This window comes from Pannonibacter sp. Q-1 (assembly GCF_054073275.1).
Window position 1 is genome coordinate 411,654 of record NZ_JBSXNB010000003.1, and the last position, 16,357, is coordinate 428,010.

At 64.7% G+C, this 16,357-nt stretch carries 12 protein-coding genes; 4 read left to right on the forward strand and 8 right to left on the reverse strand.

What is annotated here, in order from left to right:
- Nucleotides 1-12: 12 nt before the first annotated feature.
- Nucleotides 13-510: a MarR family winged helix-turn-helix transcriptional regulator gene (locus tag ACVNHC_RS09825; protein ID WP_197717518.1), complete on the reverse strand. Its 498-nt coding sequence runs from the start codon at nucleotides 508-510 to the stop codon at nucleotides 13-15.
- Nucleotides 511-686: 176 nt separating this feature from the next.
- On the opposite strand from ACVNHC_RS09825, the gene ACVNHC_RS09830 reads away from it, so the two are divergent.
- A complete protein-coding gene (locus ACVNHC_RS09830; RefSeq protein WP_208977684.1) occupies nucleotides 687-2,246 on the forward strand; it encodes an MDR family MFS transporter in 1,560 nt (519 codons plus the stop codon).
- 77 nt (nucleotides 2,247-2,323) lie between these two features.
- Here ACVNHC_RS09830 and ACVNHC_RS09835 read toward each other — a convergent pair whose 3' ends face one another.
- The 5 genes from ACVNHC_RS09835 to ACVNHC_RS09855 all read right to left on the reverse strand — a co-directional run bounded on the left by ACVNHC_RS09835 (nucleotide 2,324) and on the right by ACVNHC_RS09855 (nucleotide 9,903).
- Nucleotides 2,324-5,521 carry an efflux RND transporter permease subunit gene (locus tag ACVNHC_RS09835; RefSeq protein ID WP_457167109.1) on the reverse strand — a complete coding sequence of 1,066 codons (3,198 nt, stop codon included), beginning with the start codon at nucleotides 5,519-5,521 and terminating at the stop codon, nucleotides 2,324-2,326.
- A gap of 157 nt (nucleotides 5,522-5,678) precedes the next feature.
- Complete coding sequence (locus tag ACVNHC_RS09840) at nucleotides 5,679-6,869, reverse strand: efflux RND transporter periplasmic adaptor subunit (protein ID WP_457167110.1); 1,191 nt, start codon at nucleotides 6,867-6,869, stop codon at nucleotides 5,679-5,681.
- Nucleotides 6,870-7,141: 272 nt separating this feature from the next.
- Nucleotides 7,142-8,335, reverse strand: coding sequence for an NAD(P)/FAD-dependent oxidoreductase (locus ACVNHC_RS09845; protein ID WP_457167111.1), 1,194 nt, complete (start codon nucleotides 8,333-8,335; stop codon nucleotides 7,142-7,144).
- 20 nt (nucleotides 8,336-8,355) lie between these two features.
- Complete coding sequence (locus ACVNHC_RS09850; RefSeq protein ID WP_050474603.1) at nucleotides 8,356-8,679, reverse strand: 2Fe-2S iron-sulfur cluster-binding protein; 324 nt, start codon at nucleotides 8,677-8,679, stop codon at nucleotides 8,356-8,358.
- Nucleotides 8,680-8,727: 48 nt separating this feature from the next.
- Entirely contained in the window at nucleotides 8,728-9,903 is a 1,176-nt protein-coding gene (locus ACVNHC_RS09855; protein ID WP_457167112.1) for a cytochrome P450, read from the reverse strand.
- A gap of 102 nt (nucleotides 9,904-10,005) precedes the next feature.
- On the opposite strand from ACVNHC_RS09855, the gene ACVNHC_RS09860 reads away from it, so the two are divergent.
- Nucleotides 10,006-10,974 (forward strand): LysR family transcriptional regulator, encoded by a 969-nt coding sequence (locus ACVNHC_RS09860; RefSeq protein WP_457167113.1) that lies wholly within the window; start codon nucleotides 10,006-10,008, stop codon nucleotides 10,972-10,974.
- A gap of 3 nt (nucleotides 10,975-10,977) precedes the next feature.
- Here the strand turns inward: ACVNHC_RS09860 and ACVNHC_RS09865 are convergent, their stop codons facing one another.
- The gene (locus ACVNHC_RS09865) at nucleotides 10,978-13,092 is read right to left on the reverse strand and encodes an ATP-binding protein (RefSeq protein ID WP_457167114.1); all 2,115 of its coding nucleotides are present in this window, start codon (nucleotides 13,090-13,092) and stop codon (nucleotides 10,978-10,980) included.
- On the reverse strand, nucleotides 13,089-13,877 hold the full coding sequence (locus tag ACVNHC_RS09870; protein WP_457167115.1) for a response regulator transcription factor: 789 nt from the start codon (nucleotides 13,875-13,877) through the stop codon (nucleotides 13,089-13,091). Before ACVNHC_RS09870 ends, ACVNHC_RS09865 begins: the two co-directional genes overlap by 4 nt.
- Nucleotides 13,878-14,093: 216 nt before the next feature.
- On the opposite strand from ACVNHC_RS09870, the gene ACVNHC_RS09875 reads away from it, so the two are divergent.
- A complete protein-coding gene (locus ACVNHC_RS09875; protein WP_058899161.1) occupies nucleotides 14,094-15,128 on the forward strand; it encodes an ABC transporter substrate-binding protein in 1,035 nt (344 codons plus the stop codon).
- A 161-nt stretch (nucleotides 15,129-15,289) separates the two neighbouring features.
- On the forward strand, nucleotides 15,290-16,321 hold the full coding sequence (locus tag ACVNHC_RS09880) for an ABC transporter substrate-binding protein (RefSeq protein WP_457167116.1): 1,032 nt from the start codon (nucleotides 15,290-15,292) through the stop codon (nucleotides 16,319-16,321).
- Nucleotides 16,322-16,357: the final 36 nt, after the last annotated feature.

Sequence of the window (16,357 nt, forward strand, 5' to 3'; positions counted from 1 at the left end):
CTGCAAGCCTGCTCAGCCGGCATCCCCCGGCAGGCGCGAGCGCTCTTCCAGTCCCGTGACAAAACGGTCGAGCAGAATGGCGAAGCGGTCGAGATCCTCCGCGCTCCAGTCTGCGGTGATGTCGCGGATGAAGCCCTGCTTCACCCGGTCGGCAACGCGGAAATACTCGTGGGCGCGCTCCGTCAGCTCAACGACGCTGCGGCGCGCATCCTCCTGCGACACAGTCCGGCGCAACAGGCCGCGCTGGACCAGATCCGCCACCAGCCGGCTGCTGCGGGAGGGGTCAACCCGGATGAATTCGGCAATCGCCCCGACAGTCACCTCGCCGTCCGGCGCGCGGCGGCGCACGGCGTCGATGACATCCAGATGGGTCAGCTCCAGCCCCGGCTCGGTCTGCTGCAGGGCGATGCGGCCAATGATGCGGCGGCCGATCATCATGCGCATGCGGCCGAGACTTGCGGAGATCAGCGCGAAATCCTCTTCCTGCCGTCCGCGGTCCTGATCTGCCATCTGCTCCGTCATCCCCTGCCTGTATCGATCCCAAAAGCAGCATAATCCCGCTGCGTGCACTTGTCACTTATTTGACATTGACACATATATGCGAAAAGCACATATTTTCGCAATCATCCGCCCGAGGGATTGCGGGATTTTCCGCAAGGGGCGGAATCTCTGGACGCGCCATTGCCATGAACAAACATCTTACGGAGCCGGCAGAGCTTGAAGCCGGTGCGGCTGCATCAGCGGCTCTTCCCCACACCACCCCGCCTGAAAGACCACCCCACCCGCGCAGGATCATCATTTTCCTGTTCCTGCTGATGGGCGTCTTCATGGCGACGCTGGACAACCAGATCGTCGCCACGGCCCTGCCGACCATCGTCGGCGAATTTGGCCAGATCGAGCGGTTCGGCTGGGTGGCATCCGCCTATCTTCTCGCCTCCAGCGCCGTGATGCCGGTCTATGGCAAGCTGGGCGATCTGTTCGGGCGCAAATACGTGATGCTGGCCGCCATCGCCATCTTCACCATTGGCTCGCTCACCTGTGCCCTTGCCGTCTCCATGAACACGCTGATTGCCGCGCGCGTGCTGCAGGCCCTTGGCGGGGGCGGCATCATGGTGACGATCTTCTCGATCAACGCCGACCTCTTCGCCCCGCGCGAGCGGGCCCGCTACCAGAGCTATTCCAGCCTCGTGCTGATGCTCTCCGGCGCCATTGGCCCGGTGCTGGGCGGCACCATGAGCGACCTGTTCGGCTGGCGCTCGATCTTCTTCATCAACCTGCCGGTCGGCATCATCGTTCTCACCGCCCTTGCGATCATGCTGCCCTACAAGCGGCCGGACCGGAAGCCGAAGATCGACTATCCGGGCGCCATCCTGGCCGCCATGGTGACGGGCAGCATCGTGTTGTGGGCCGATGGCTCGGAACTGTTCGGCGGGCTTCTGTCGCCCACGGCCCTTGCGGTCCTCGGCACAGGCATGCTGGCCCTCGTTGCCCTCATCCTGGTGGAAAGGCGCGCGCCGGAACCGGTGCTGCCGCTCTCGCTCTTCCGCAACCGCCAGATCTGCCTGCTCTTGACCATCTCGGCGGCAAGCGGCGCCATCGGCATTGGTCTGGTCACCTATTATGCGCTGTATCTGCAGTCGGGCCTTGGCCTCAGTCCCTCGGCAGCCGGCGTGTTCTTCATTCCGCTGACAGCCGGCATCGCCATCGGCTCGCTTTCCGCCGGACGGCTGATGTCGGCCTCGGGCAACTACAAGATCTTCTCCGTGCTCTCGACGCTGACCGGGGTCATCATGCTTCTGGCCTACAGCTTCACCGGCAGTAACACCCCCACCATCCTGCTGGGGCTCATCATGCTGGCGCAGGGCATCGGTGTCGGCATCGGCCAGCAGGTGCCCGTGCTGGGCGTGCAGAATGCGGCAGACAGGCGGGACGTGGGCGCGGCCACCGGCAGCGTCACCCTCACCCGCATCGGCGGCGCCTCCATCGGCATCTCGATCTATGGCGCAATCCTCTCCGCAGGCCTCGGCCGCCACATGGGCGAGGTGCCGGGTGTCGAGCATCTGGAAAAACTGTCGCCTGCACAGACAGCAGCCCTGCCGGACACCGCAAGGCACCTGCTTGGAAGCATCTACCAGTCCGCCTTCCATCCGCTGTTCCTGACAGCCGCCCTCATCGCCGCAGTCGGTCTCGTTGCCGCCCTCGCCTTACGCAACATCCGCCTGCCGGTGGGGGATGCCAAGGGCTGAACCAGTCCGAAACACACAAGCAAAAGCCCCCGTCAGAGGATCACTGGCGGGGGCTTTTTTGTGTTTACGGAGTGATCTCACTCGCCCGGCGTCATCCGCGCAGCACCGTCACGCGCATCTCTCATTTCCCGTTCCAGACGGCTTTCCTGTTCCGCCTGCGGCTTGATGAAGCGGCCGAGCAGCAGATAGGCAACCGGGGTCAGATAGAGGGTGGAGAAAGTCGCAAGACCAAGGCCGCCGACGATGATCCAGCCCAGGGCGATACGGGCCTCGGCCCCGGCGCCGGAGGCGAGAACCAGCGGTACGCCGCCGACGATGGTGCAGAGCATGGTCATCATCACCGGCCGCAGGCGGATGTTGGCCGCATTCTCCACCGCCTCGCGCACCCCAAGGCCCTTGTCCCGCAGCTGGTTGGCAAATTCCACCACCAGAATGCCGTTCTTGGCCATGATGCCCACAAGGAGCACAAGGCCGATCTGGCTGTAGACATTGAGCGAAGTGCCGCTGAAGGCCATGGCATAGACCGCGCAGGCCAGCCCCAGCGGCACGGTGAACATGATGATCAGCGCGCTGATGAAGCTTTCAAACTGCGCCGCCAGCACCAGAAGGATGATCAGCAGGGCAAAGCCGAAGGTGCGGGCCATGCTGGCCGACTGCTCGCCCAGTGTTGCGGCTTCTGCCAGCGGCACGATGCGCCCGCCCGGCGGCAGCAGCGGCGCAGCAATCTCCTGCGCCACCTTGTAGGCATCACCCAGCGCAAAATCCGGGGCAAGGCTGGAGGTAATCGCCACGGAACGCAATTGCTGCTCCCGGTCCAGCTGCGGCGGCACGGCCTTTTCGGTCAGCGTCGCAATGGTGGACACCGGCACGAAACGCCCGTCGCCGGTGCGCAGGAACACGTTCTCAAGATCCGTCGGGTCGTTGATCGGGTTGGTGGTGGAAACAAACTTCACATCGAAGCTGCGGTCTTCGATGAAGACCTGCCCGACGCGGCGTCCATCCAGCATCGCCTGCATGGCATTGCCAAGGCCGTTGATGTCGATGCCGAGATCGGACGCCCGCTCCCGGTCGATGGAAACGGAGAGCTGCGGCTGCGTTGCCTCAGTGGACAGGCGCGGCTGGGTGAAGCGCGGATCCTTTTCCAGCTCCGCGACGATCTTCGCAGCACTTTCCCCAAGGGCCGCATAGTTGCTGCCGGCCACGGCAAACTGAAGGCCTGAACCCGCCCCGCGAATGCCAAGGCTGTTGGGCTGGAACACAAAGGCCCGCACGCCCGGCACATCCCGGACCAGCCGCGACACATCGGCAACGATCTCCTGCTGCGAGCGCGTGCGAGCCTCCCAGGGCGCCAGACGCATCACCATGAAGCCGTTGTTGGACCGTCCGCCCTGCCCTGCGACAGAGAAGGTGCTGGTGATTTCACCACTGTCCCGCAGCGGTTGAATCAGCTCCTCGACGCGCGTCATCTGTTCCGCAAGATAGTCAAGACTCACGCCCTGCGGGGCCGAAATCCGCATGAAAGCCATGGACCTGTCTTCGGAAGGCGTCAGCTCGGACTTGATGGTGCCAAACAGAACCACCGCCGACATGGCGAAAAGCAGCGATACGGCAAGCACCACCATGGGCGCATCAAGGCAGGCTCTCAGGGTCCGCCGGTAGAGACTTGCCAGACCGCTATAGGCCTGCCTGGAGGCCTGTCTGGCAGGGACAGCTGCCTGCGGTGCTCCGGCATCGTCCTGTGCCTCTGTTTCAAGGATGACGGTCTCGTCCGCCCCCATATTGGCGACCTTGCCTTTGAGCAGGCGGGACGCCAGCATCGGACAGAGCGACAGCGCCACCACAGAAGACAGCAGCACCGCAATCGCCAGCACGAAGCCGAACTCCCGGAACAGGCCGCCGGTCTGTCCGGGCAGGAAGGACAGCGGCACGAAGACAGCCGCCAGCGTTGCCGTCGTCGCGATCACGGCAAAGAACACCTCGTCCGTGCCCAGAACGGCGGCCGCCCGTGGCCCCATGCCCTGGTTGCGGCGGCGCACGATGTTTTCCAGCACCACGATGGCGTCATCCACCACAAGGCCCGTCGCCAGAACCAGCGCCAGCAGGGTGAGGATGTTGATGGAGAAACCGGCCAGATAGATCGCCGCCAGCGTGCCGATCAGGGCCACCGGCATGGTCACGGCCGGAATAAGCGTTGCCCTCCAGTCCCGCAGGAAGAGGAAGATGATCAGCAGCACCACGCTGACGGAAATCATCAGCGCAATCTCCACCTCATGGATGGAGCCGGTGATGAAGGTTGCATCATCGCTGGTGACTTCGATCTTGGTGCCTTCCGGCAGGGTCTGCTGGATTCGTGCGGCAGCAGCAGCGACACCCTGCGAGATTTCCAGGGTATTGGACTGGGCCGCGCGAATGATGCCAAGGCCGATACCGGATTTGCCATTGGCCCTGAGCTGCGACTGGCCGATATCCGGCCCCAGCGTAACCGTGGCGAAATCCCCCAGGCGGGCCCGGCGGTTCAGGATGATGCTCTCAAACGCTTCCGGCGTATCGATGGCGGCACTCGCCCGCACGATCAGATCCTGCGTCTGACTGGTCAGCGAGCCGGCCGGCGTATCGAAGGCCATTGTGGACAGGGCCGAAGCCACGTCACCAACCGTCAGGTTGAGGCTGGCCATTCGTGCCTGATCGATATCGATGCGGAAGATCTTTTCCCGGTCGCCGGACACCTGCACATCGGCCACACCGGGCACGGCGGATAGAACGTCTGCGACCTCGTCTTCCACCAGTACCGTCATATCCTCGACGGACATGCTGTCGGAGGTCAGCGCCAGACGCACCACGGGCTGGGCGTTGGAGTCAGCCTTGATGATACGGGCAGCGTCGGCATCCTCGGGCAGGTTGTTGGTGATGCGGCCCAGCGCATCACGCATGTCCGCCGCTGCCGCATCCAGATTGACGTTGGCATAGAACTCGACCGTCACACGGCTTTCACCGTAGGAGGACGAGGACGAGATCGACTTGACGCCGGAAACCCGCGACACCGCGCCCTCAATGACGCCAGTGACTTCCCGGTCGATGGTTTCGGCAGAAGCGGAGTTGTAAGTAGTGCGGATGGAGATGACCGGCTGGTCCACATCCGGCAGTTCGCGCACTTCCACGCCGAAGAAGGCGGCAAGGCCCGCAACGACGATCAGCATGTTCATCACGAAAGCCAGCACGGGGCGGCGGACGAACAGGGCGGTGAAGCTGCGGTCAGGCTTATGGCTGGAGCTCATCTTGGCCTCGTTCCAATATCCCGGGCAGCCCGCCGCATCAGGCGGTGCGGACTGCGGGAAGGATTGTCCTCAAAGGCAGGACCGCGGCACCACACCATCGGGGGCACCAGTGCGGTCATGCACGGCAGCGGCCGGCCCTATCCGGCCGCCCGGGCTCTCAGGAACCGCTCGGCGCGGCGGCGGGCTGAGCTGTCTTGTCGCCTCCAGCTCGCGGCAATTGGCGGCCGGCGATGTTCAGCGGGGCGCCTTCACGGGCCAGATGCAGCCCTTCCGTCACCACCTCGTCACCAGGCTTCAGCTCAGCTTCCACAAGCACATTGCGGGTGTTGCGCTGGATGATGCGCACCGGCGTGCGCTTTGCCTTGCCGTCCTGCACCGCCCAGACAAAGGCGCCATCCGCGCCCCACTGAACAGCCAGCGGATCAACCGCGGTAAAAGTCTCGCCGGGGAAACGCATTTCCACCTGGAAGGACATGCCCGGGCGCAGCCGGTCACCATCGTTCCGGATGCTGGCCTGCACCTGCAGGGTGCGGCTTGCGGTTTCGACCCGGTTGTCCACGGCGCTCACTTCGCCATTGTAATATTCCCCCGGGCGGGCAACGGACACGGCCCTCAGCGGAGCGCCGACGGCAATTCCGGCAAAGCGTTCAGGAACCCAGAAATCCACCAGCAGCTCGGAACGGTCCTCGACGGTAGCAATCACCGAGGACGAGGTGACATAGTTGCCCTCCGTGATCGGCAGGATGCCGACAATGCCATCGATCGGGCTTTCGACCGAGCGGCGCGACAGGGCCAGCCGGGCATCGCGCAGGGCAAGCTTCGCATTCTGCGCAGCCAGCTCTGCATCCGTCACCTGCACCTCACTGGCCGAATTGGACTGGCGCAGTTGCCGGGTGCGGCCCAGCCGCGCTTCGGCATCCTTGAGGGCGATCTCGGCGCGTTCGGCGGCAATTTCCTCAGCCTCGGAATCAAGCTTGGCAATCACATCGCCACGCTTCACGACGGCACCGGACCTCACAAGAATTTCCGTCATGCGGCCGGATTCGAACGGCCGGACCTCGACAGACCGGACAGCGCGGCCCGTGCCGATGGCAGACAGGCGGTCGTTGATCGTCTGCTGGGTGACCGGCGCCACGTTGACGATCCCCTGCGGCCCGCGGCCACCCTGACCTCCCCCTTGGCCGCCCCCCTGCCCGCCGCTGGATGCCGGAGGCGTGGAGGCAGCTGCGAGCCAGCCAAGACCTGCAGGTGCCAGAATTTCACCTGCACCGGGATAAAACCTGGCCCAAAGGCCAAGGCCAGCAACAATAATGACAAGGCTTAAAAGCGATTGTCTCCAGAGCGACACATGAAACTCCAGTTCAAATTTTCCGTTCGGCCGCCAAGCTCAAAACCGGTATCGCCCTTCTACCATCAGAATATGTAGCGTGAACGTTACACGAGGAAACATCAAAATTTTTTGACTCTGGCGCCAGCGGAAATTTGCGGCAAAGCTGGTCAATCTGGTGGCATTGGGCGAAAAGCCCCGGAAAATTTGTACCAGAATGTATCCGGCGGGCTCCTGCCCGCACGTACGGCTCCTCTTGATGCTGACTTTACCTGGCAGACGCGGAAACGCTCTCACGCCGCCGCCCGCTCCTTGGCAAGCGCTGCCAGATCGAAGCCGCAGGCTTCCAGCTCGGCGCGGGAGGGCGGGGTTGCACCGGCCAGCAGCTTGCGGGCCTGCATGTGGGTCTTGGCGTCATTAATCGTCTCGACTGCCGAGAGAACACCATCGCGCAGGCGCAGCACGGCATCCGGCCCAAGGGCAAGGCCTTCATCTCCCGGCCCGGCGAGGCCTGCGATCTGCAGCTTCCAGTCTGCCTGATCCGACCAGAACCACGGAACAGCGGCATAGGGCGCGCCCGCGCCCTTCATGAGGCGCCGGGCAATATGGCGGGCGTGATCGGTCGCAGCCTGCACGCTTTCAAGGCGGATGCGCGCGCCCGTCACCGGCTCAGGGAAGGACGCGCAATCCCCCAGCGCCGAGATGGAAGGATCGCAGGTCAGAAGCTCACCATCCACCGCAACGCCATTGGCCACATCCAGCCCAGCCTCAGCCGCAAGTTCCACATTGGGCACCACGCCAGCCGCCAGGATCACCAGATCCGCCGCGATGCCAGAGCCATCCGCAAGGGTGATGCCCTCGTCTGTCACCGCGCTCACCGGCCGGCCCAGCAGAACGCGGGTGCCCATGCCTTCGTGCAAGCAAAGGAAGCGGGCGGAGAGCTCCGGCGACAGCACCCGCGCCATCAGACGGGGCGCGGCTTCCGCGGCCGTCACCTCGTGCCCGGCAGCACGGGCAACTGCGGCAAATTCCAGCCCGATGAAGCCGCCACCGATGATGGCAATGCGCCGGGGCCGTTCCAACTCGCCGCGCAGCCTTGCCGCATCTTCCAGCGTGCGCAGATCCAGCGCCCGCTCCAGCCCGGGGATCGGTGGGCGCAGGTTGCGGGTTCCGGTGGCAAGGATCAGATGATCGTAGGGATAGACCGTGCCGCCCGCATGCACCTCACGGCCTTCGCGGTCAATACGTTCCGCCCGGACACCGGAGACGAGCGTGATCTCATTCTTGTCGAAGAAGGCTGCCGGGCGCAGGTCCAGCCGCGCGCCGTCACCATCCTTGAGATAGGCCTTGGACAGCGGCGGGCGCTGATAGGGCAAGCCCGGCTCGGCACCGATCAGCGTGATAGTGCCGCCGAAGCCTTCCTGCCGAAGGCTCATGGCCGCCTGCAGGCCGCCCTGCCCGGCCCCGATGATGACGATCCGCTGCATGGTCTGCCCCCTTTTCCAGCTTACATCTGCTCTTCGGGCAGATGCACGACGAGGCCATCCAGCGCCGGGCTCAACCGGATCTGACAGGACAGGCGCGAGTTCGGCTTCACCTCGGCAGCGCCGCAGTCCAGCATGTCTTCCTCGCCGTCGCGCCGTTCTCCGGCAGCGTCCAGCCATTCATCATCCACATAGCAATGGCAGGTGGCGCACATCATGGCCCCGCCGCATTCGCCGACGATGCCCTCCACGTCCTGGGCCACCGCCGTGTGCATCACGGTGTCGCCCTCCTTGCCGTCCACCTCGGTGCGCGTGCCGTCATGGTGCACGTAGGTCACCTTCACCATGTCTCTCCCTCCTCCATTCGAGACCTTGCGAAACTTGAAACAACCAGCCTAGTTCAGCGTCACCGGCAGATTGATGGGCCCGCGGAAGCCGAAGCCTTTCCACTTCACCGCCGACGGGTCCGGCAACTCCATGTCCGGGAACCGGTCAAACAGCAGCGGCAGCATGATCTGGCCGACCGTGCGGCGGGCGATGTGAGCCCCTGCACAGTGATGCGGGCCGCTGCCGAAGGCCTGATGCGGGTTCTTGTCACGGAAGACGAAGAACTCCTCGCCGTTCTGATAGATATCCTCATCCCGGTTGGCGGAGGCCTGGATGGTCATCACCGTGTCGCCCTTGGGAATCTCGAAGCCGCCGATCTCCGTGTCCTCCAGCACCCGGCGGGACGAGGCCTGAATCGGTGCCACCCAGCGCACACCCTCTTCAAACGCCTGTTCCCAGGCATCCTGACGGCGCACTTCGGCGAGCTGATCCGGATTGCTCAGCAGGCCATAGATGATCGTTGCGAGCGCATCGCGCGGCTCGTTGATGCCCCCGCCGATGGCAATCTTGATGTTGGCGTAGATCTGGCTGAGCGGGATCGGATCTGCCGCATTCAGCATGATCGAATAGGCCGATGCATTGGGCTCGGCCTTGTGGCGGGCCTGCAGCCTGTCGAACAGGGCATTCATCTCCGCATTGGCCTTGTCGCTGGCCTCGAAAGGCTCCGGCCGCCAGCCGAAATTGCCAGCCCCGTCAATGAGAAGCTGCGACCAGCGCTGCATCTCCTCGTCGGTCGCTTCCTCAACGCCAAGGATATGCGCCAGAATGCGCGCCGCCACCGGGCCGCAAAGATCCGTGAACAGATCCACCGTCTCCCCGCGCGGCAGGCGGGAGACATAGTCCTCGGCGATGGACTGATAGAGCTCCGCCCAGTTGCAGCGGATCGCCTTCGGCGTGAAGGCCGGCTGCATGGCCATGCGCTCGCGCCGGTGCTCCTCCCCGTCCTTGCGCATCAAGGTATGGGCCTGAAAGGCCGGCTTCATCGGCGTGTTGGGATCATCGGAGCTGAACAGGTCCGGGTTGTCTTTCACCGCCTTGGTGTGGACAGCCTTGGTCAGGAACGTGCGCTTGACCGAAGCAACGCGGATGACAGGCGTTTCAGCCCGCATGCGGCGGTAGACCGGATAAGGGTCATCCGTCAGCTGGGCAATCGTGGTGGTCTCGTCGAGTGGCGCGAGCGGCATGTGCAGTCCTCCTCCCTTGATCTGCAATCCGTGGTCCCACGAAAGCGCATGCGCCTTGACGCGGCAATGCGGTTTCCCTGATACCTGAAATCGGGAAATTTGATGGAGCGATTGGGAGAGCGCGCCATGCTGGAGGAAAAGCCGGATAACAAACCGGGCACAGGCCGGGCCGGGCCGCTGGGGGTGGATTTTGCCGCGCTCAACACCCTGCATGTGGTGCATGCGCAAGGCTCCTTCAGCCGGGCCGCGGAGGTTCTGGGGCTGAACCAGTCGGCCGTCAGCTACACCATCGACAAGCTGCGCAAGGTCTTTGCCGATCCGCTGTTCCTGCGGGTCGCAGGCCAGCAGATGCCCACGGCGCGCTGCGAGCAGATCCTCTCCACCACCCGCACCATGCTGGATGACTTCCTGCGCCTTGCCGAGCCGGACCCGCTGGATCTCGCCCTTATCGAAGGGCGCTATGTCATCGCCTGCAACTACTATGAGCGGATGATCATCATCCCCGAGATCGTGCGCGATCTGCGCCAGGCTGCGCCCGGCTTCAGCATCGAGATCATTCCCTCCGCCGACATCGGCCCAGACCAACTGGTGCGCTCCCATGCGGACCTGCTGCTTGGCCCCTTCCGCCGCAACGATGCCGCCTTCTACAGCCGCAAGCTGTTCGACGAGCACTATGTCTGCGCCATGGACAGGGACCATCCGCTCGCCGGCAAGACGCTGACACTGGAAGATTATCTGGCGCTCGATCATGTGGCAGCCACCTATGGCGGCCTTTGGAAGTCCGGTTATCTGAGGGCGCTGGAGGCCATGGGCCACCGGCTGAAGCCCAGTCTCGAGGTGCCGAGCCCGGCGGGCCTGCCGCGCCTCATCCGCACCACCGGCTATGTGGCCACCATGCCGGGCCTGCTGGCGCAGTATTTCTCGGACGAGCTGCACATCACCCCCTGTCCGGTGCCAGCCCCCTTCGACGTGCTGATGGTCTGGACCGAAAGGGTGCACAAATCCCCGCTCCATCGCCAGATCCGCGACATCATCGCCCAGTCCGTCAACCGCACGCTTGGGCGCGGCTGAGCGTCAGGCCCCGGCCGGTGCCGGAAACACCAGCGTCACCACCGTGCCTTCACCGGGGGCGGAGAGGATGCGGGCGTCACCGCCGGACTGGCGCATGAAGCCATAGACCAGCGCAAGCCCCAGCCCCGCGCCGCCGCTGCCCGGGCGGGTGGTGAAATAGGGCTCGAAGGCCTTGTCGGCGACATCCGGCGTCATGCCTGTGCCGGTGTCCTTCACATCCAGCACCAGCATGCCCGCCTCTTCCCGGCAGGCCAGAACGATGCTGCCGCCCTGCGGCATGGCGGCGGCTGCGTTGAGGCAGAGGTTGAGCACCGACTGCTCGAAGAGGGCCGCATCCGTCTCGATCCTCGGCAAGGGCTCCTCGCAGCAGATCTCCACCTTGCAGCTTTCGCCCACGGCGATCTCCAGCACATCGGCCATGCTGCGCAGCAGAGCGCCCACATCCACGCTGGCCGGGGTGATGGGCTGCTGGCTGCCGACGGACAGCATGCTGGAGGCAAGTGCCCGGCCCCGGTCTGCCGCCTTGCGGATGCGGGCGAGATGGCGGCGCTGGCGCTCGTTGAAGCTGTCGTCCCGCTCCAGCAGGCCAAGGCTGCCGGTGATGATGCCGATCATGTTGCCCACCTCATGGCTGACCTGATGGGTCATGCGCATGATGCCGTCGAGCCGCTGCGCCCGCGCCGCTTCCGCCTCCTGCCGGTCGGTCTGCGTCACATCCCGCGCCAGCAGCACGATGCCACCGTCGGCCTGCCGCGAGAGGGAGATTTCCGTCACCCGGCCGGTGCTGTCCCGGTGGCGCAGGGAGACAGGCCCCGCCAGCAGCCCCGGCCCGCCATCGCCCGGCAGAAGGCGCGGATCAAGGCCAGCGACTGGCGCCACAAAGCGCCGCGCCGGCAGCTTGCGCGCAGCGCCCTTGTGCCCGACCAGTTCGATGACCCGGCGGTTCATGGTGATGGGCTGCCCCTGCGGATCAAACAGGGCGATGCCTTCGTTCATGCTGCGGAAGGTGGAGCGGATGGTGCGTGCGGCCGCTTCCGCCGTCTTGCGCAGGCGCGTCACCCGCTCCACGCTGTCGCGGAAGGCGCGGAAGGCATCGAGCAGCTGCAACAGCTCGCTCTCCCCGCCCGCATAGGAAGGCGGGCCCACATCCTTGTGGCCCTTGGCCAGCGCCTGCATGCCCTGCGACAGATCCACGATCCCGCGCGACACCCGCATGGCCGAGCGGATGGAGAGGATGGCAAGCCCCAGCACCAGAACAGCCGCCAGCGCCACCATGATGAGCAGCCGCGTCAGCGCCTCGGAGGCGGCCAGAATGTTCTCGTTGAGGCTGCGCGTCACCGCATCCGACTGGGTTTCAGAGGCCAGCGACAGCTCCCGCGCCACCGCATGCAGCCGGGAAACGGACGAGCGGATCGCATACATTTCGAGGAGATACCGGGTCTGCGCCTCGAACACCCGGTCATAGGGCGCCAGCAGCGCCGGCGAAACCGGCGGCGGACCGGGTACTTCGGCCGAGCCTGCCGTTTCCTGCACATAGCGCCGTTTCAGCTCTCCCAGCTGGAACAGGCTGTCGGACCCTGCCGCCAGTTGCACGATGGCATTGAGGCGCCGACGCACACCCGCATTGGCCACGTCGCCCGCCACGGCGATTTCGCCCAGCGCGGCGGCCGCCCTTTCCTTGTGCTGTTGCGCGGCATCCGCATTGGCGGCCAGCACCAGCGTCTGCTCGCGGATCGCCTGCAGCAGGTCCACGATCCGCAGCTCTTCCGGCCCCGTCGCCGGACCATCGGACGGCTGGCCGGCCATGGCGGACAGCAATGTGTCCACCTGCTCCACCAGCGCCCGGCTCTTGCCCGAGACCCGGTAGGGTGAGGTGGCATTCATCAGCAGGGGTGCGCTGGAGACGAGGTCCGACACCTGCCGCGACACCAGCGACGCCTTGGCCAGGCTCGTATAGGCATCAAGCCTGTAAGCCGCCATTTCATCGCGCGCCCGTACCAGCCCGAAGATCGCCACACCCGACAGGCCGAAAACCAGTGCGCAGATGAAGACGATGGCAAAGGGCAGCCGGAAGGCGATGGAGGAGAGATAGGGGCGGCTCAGGACGCGGGTGATCACGTGTGCGGTCCGCCTGCACCCGTATGCAGGATGTAGCCCTTGCCGCGCCGGGTCAGCACATGACGCGGCAGATCGGGGTTGGGCTCGATCTTGCGCCGCAGCCGCAGCACCAGCACATCCACGTTCCGGTCGATATGCCTGTCTGTTTCAGCTCCCAGCCGGTCGAGGATCTGGGCGCGGCTGACAGGCGTGTCCGGCGTTGCAGCGAGGATCTCCAGCAGCGCAAATTCCGCCGCCGTCAGCGTGCGGCCCGGATCACTGCGGCAGATGGCCCGGCGGTTCTGCAGGTCGATGGACCAGTCTCCCAGAACGAGGGCTGCCCCATCCATCCCCTCCGCCATGGCCGCAACCCTGCCCGTCTCTCTCGTGCTGCTGCCCGAACGTTCTGTGGCCTCTCCGCCGCGCAGGGAAGGGTTCATCCGCCGCAGCAGCGCCTTGATGCGGGCCGTCAGTTCAATGGGTTCGAAAGGCTTCACCACATAGTCGTCCGCCGCCGTTTCCAGCCCCAGCACCCGTTCGGCCGCACTTCCTGCCGCCGTCACCATGATGATGCCAATATCCATGCTGGCCCGCAGGCGCTGGGCAAAGGCGCGGCCGGAGGTTCCCGGCAGATTATGATCGATCAACACCAGATGCAGCCGCTCGCGCCCCAACACTTCCGCCGCCGCCTCGGCAGAAGCCGCATGCGCAGGTTCCCAGCCTTCCGCTTCGAGCAGATCGCAGATCAGCTCGGCCATGTCCGGATCGTCTTCGACGACCAGAATCCTCACTTTCTGTGCCAGCAATTTACAGTCCTCCCACTTGCACTATAGAAGGCACTCCGCTGTTATTCAAAACATCTGTTCACTATCGCGTTGTAATATTTGTAATCTTTGAAGCATTTGAAACAACCATTGCGCGACACTGCAACAACTGAAACCATTCTTTGATTGCATGGCTTCCGTTTCCTGCGCATGTTTCTTCTGTCCGGACATGGAGGATGTCTGGCGGGGAGGAACAAGGTGAAGGCAGCAACCGCTCTGGCGGCTGCGCTCGGCTTCTGGCTGGGCGGCACCGCATTGGCTGAACAGACCAGCCCTGCACCCGGCACGCTCAACGTGCTGTGTGGTGTGGATGAGGACTGGTGCGCCGCCATGGAAGCGGCGTTCGAGCGCCACTCCGGCCTTGAGATCACCATGACCCGGCTCAGCACGGGCGAAATCCTCGATGCCATCCGCATGGATCGCGCGGCCCCCACCGTCGACGTGTGGTGGGGCGGCACCGGCGACACCCATCTTCAGGCCGCTGCAGAAGGTTTGCTGGAAGCCTACACCTCGCCGCATGAAGCGGACCTGCTGCCCTGGGCGCAGAACTTCCATGCCATGTCGGGAAGCCTCAGCTCCGGCGTCTATGCCGGCGCGCTTGGCTTTGCCTATAACGCCGATCTTCTGGCGCAGCGCCGCCTGCCGGCCCCATCCTGCTGGAACGATCTGACCGATCCGGCCTACCGGGGGGATATCCAGATCGGTAATCCGGAAACTTCCGGCACCGCCTATACCGCGCTGGCAACCCTGGTGCAGCTCTTCGGCGAGGACGAGGCCTTTGCCTATCTCGCAAGGCTTGGCGCCAATGTCTCCAGCTACACGAAATCCGGCGCGGCACCCGTCAAGGCCGCCGCACGGGGGGATACGCTGATCGGCATCTCGTTTATCCACGATGCCGTCACCCAGAAGCTGGCGGGCTCCCCGCTGGTCATCGTCGCCCCCTGCGAGGGGACAGGCTACGAGATCGGCGCCGTCAGCCTCATCAAGGGATCCCGCAATCCGGAACTGGCCCGCCTCTTTGCCGACTTTACCCTCAGCCCCGAGGGACAGGCCACCGGCGCACAGGCAGGCCAGAACCAGATCCCCGCAAACGCGAAAGCCGCTCTCCCGGCGGCCGCGCCGGACATTTCCCTCATGCGCATGGTCGATTACGACTTTGCCACCTTCGGTTCACCGGCAGAGCGAAGCCGCCTGCTCAAACGCTTCGCGCGGGAAATGCCCCTGACGCAATAGGGCCCCGCGCAAACCAACCGGTCCCGCACCGGCCAGTCTCACAGATCTGACAACTGACTGGCGGGCCGCCAACAGGCGGGCCGCACGGGACAGCCTTGCCCCGCGCCGCCCGCACAACAAGACCGCCTGCCAGGGCGGACCATAACGGAGGAGAACGACCCATGAAGACCGCATCCGCATTCACGCTTCTTGCCCTTGCTGCAAGCACCGCCCTTGGCACAAGCGCAGCACAGGCCGCCGGAGACCTCAACCTCATCTGCTCTGCCGACGTGGTGATCTGCGAGCAGATGAAGGGCGATTTCGAGAAGGAACACGACATCAAGGTCAACATGGTGCGCCTCTCGTCGGGCGAGACCTATGCCAAGATCCGCGCCGAAGCCCGCAACCCGAAGACGGATGTCTGGTGGGCAGGCACGGGTGACCCGCATCTTCAGGCCGCCTCTGACGGTCTGACGGAGGAATACAAGTCGCCCATGCTCGACCAGTTGCACACCTGGGCGCAGAGCCAGGCGGAAAGCTCCGGCTACCGCACGGTCGGCGTTTATGCCGGTGCGCTCGGCTGGGGTTACAACACCGACATTTTCGCCCGCAAGGGCCTTGCCGAACCCACCTGCTGGTCGTCGCTGCTTGCCCCGGAACTGAAGGGCGAAATCCAGATGGCCAACCCGAACTCCTCCGGCACCGCCTACACCGCGCTGGCAACGCTGGTGCAGATCATGGGCGAGGACCGGGCCTTCGATTATCTCAAGAGCCTCAACGCCAATGTCTCCCAGTACACCAAATCAGGCTCGGCCCCGGTGAAGGCCGCCGCGCGCGGCGAGACCGGCCTCGGCATCGTCTTCATGCATGATGCCGTGTCAATGGTGTCCGAAGGCTTCCCGGTCAAGGTTGTCGCTCCCTGCGAAGGCACGGGCTACGAGATCGGCTCCATGTCCATCGTCAAGGGCGCGCGCAACATGGAAAACGCCAAGATCTGGTACGACTGGGCCCTGAAGCCGGAAGTGCAGTCGCGCATGAAGGAGGCCAAGTCCTTCCAGCTGCCCTCCAACAAGAACGCAGAGGTCCCCGAAGAAGCCCCGCGTTTCGAGCAGATCAAGCTGATCGACTATGACTTCACCACCTTCGGCAGCAGCGAAACCCGCAAGGCCCTGCTGGAGCGCTGGGACCGGGAAGTCGGCGCCATCGCGCAGTGATGTTCCGCCTTTGAGCCTGAGGCACCCGGGTTTTAC

Bases quoted from the DNA above. Each gene is read 5' to 3' on its own strand.
- ACVNHC_RS09835 (WP_457167109.1), bottom strand. From the start codon at position 5,521: ATGAGCTCCAGCCATAAGCCTGACCGCAGCTTCACCGCCCTGTTCGTC.
- ACVNHC_RS09880 (WP_457167116.1), top strand. From the start codon at position 15,290: ATGAAGACCGCATCCGCATTCACGCTTCTTGCCCTTGCTGCAAGCACC.
- ACVNHC_RS09855 (WP_457167112.1), bottom strand. From the start codon at position 9,903: ATGCCGCTCGCGCCACTCGACGAGACCACCACGATTGCCCAGCTGACG.
- ACVNHC_RS09845 (WP_457167111.1), bottom strand. From the start codon at position 8,335: ATGCAGCGGATCGTCATCATCGGGGCCGGGCAGGGCGGCCTGCAGGCG.
- ACVNHC_RS09850 (WP_050474603.1), bottom strand. From the start codon at position 8,679: ATGGTGAAGGTGACCTACGTGCACCATGACGGCACGCGCACCGAGGTG.
- ACVNHC_RS09825 (WP_197717518.1), bottom strand. From the start codon at position 510: ATGGCAGATCAGGACCGCGGACGGCAGGAAGAGGATTTCGCGCTGATC.
- ACVNHC_RS09830 (WP_208977684.1), top strand. From the start codon at position 687: ATGAACAAACATCTTACGGAGCCGGCAGAGCTTGAAGCCGGTGCGGCT.
- ACVNHC_RS09860 (WP_457167113.1), top strand. From the start codon at position 10,006: ATGGAGCGATTGGGAGAGCGCGCCATGCTGGAGGAAAAGCCGGATAAC.